Origin of the sequence: Pseudomonas sp. P7759, assembly GCF_013386445.1 — a bacterium.
Taxonomy (GTDB): Bacteria; Pseudomonadota; Gammaproteobacteria; order Pseudomonadales; family Pseudomonadaceae; genus Aquipseudomonas; species Aquipseudomonas azotoformans_A.
On the sequence record NZ_JACART010000112.1, the window covers coordinates 1 to 602 of the forward strand.

General features: G+C 57.1%; 1 protein-coding gene. It reads left to right on the forward strand.

Going from position 1 to position 602, the window contains the following annotated elements:
- A partial coding sequence (locus tag HX823_RS31430; RefSeq protein WP_177078531.1) for an aldehyde dehydrogenase family protein occupies positions 1–336 on the forward strand: 336 nt, incomplete at its 5' end.
- Between the last annotated feature and the right edge of the window lie 266 nt (positions 337–602).

Sequence of the window (602 nt, forward strand, 5' to 3'; positions counted from 1 at the left end):
GTGCTGGCCTGTGTGCGTGTGAATGACTTTGCTGAGGCGATCAAGCTGGTCAACGATCACGAGTTCGGCAACGGCGTGAGCTGCTTCACCCGCGACGGCAACATCGCCCGTGAATTTGCGCGGCGTATTGAGGTGGGCATGGTCGGCATCAACGTGCCAATCCCGGTGCCGATGGCCTGGCATGGCTTCGGTGGCTGGAAGAAGAGCCTGTTTGGCGACATGCACGCGTATGGCACCGAAGGCGTGCGCTTCTACACCAAGCAGAAGTCGATCATGCAGCGCTGGTCGGAGAGCATCGAGCAAGGCGCCGAATTTGCCATGCCCGTCTCCAAATAACTCAAGCCAGTACGCGGTCAACTGTGGGAGCGGGCTTGCCCGCGATAGCGGAGTGTCAGTCAACCTTTTGGATTCTGATACACCGCAATCGCAGGCGAGCCAGCTCCCACATTGGCGTCAGGAACAGGCACACGTCTTGACTTCGCTTGCTCTACTTAGAGGAACTTGGCACGCTCACCCAGCGAGCGAACACAGTCAAGTCAATCAATAGGGAAATGCTCGGTTGAGAACGCTTTGAAAACAATCATGGGTATCGCCTTGTTGGC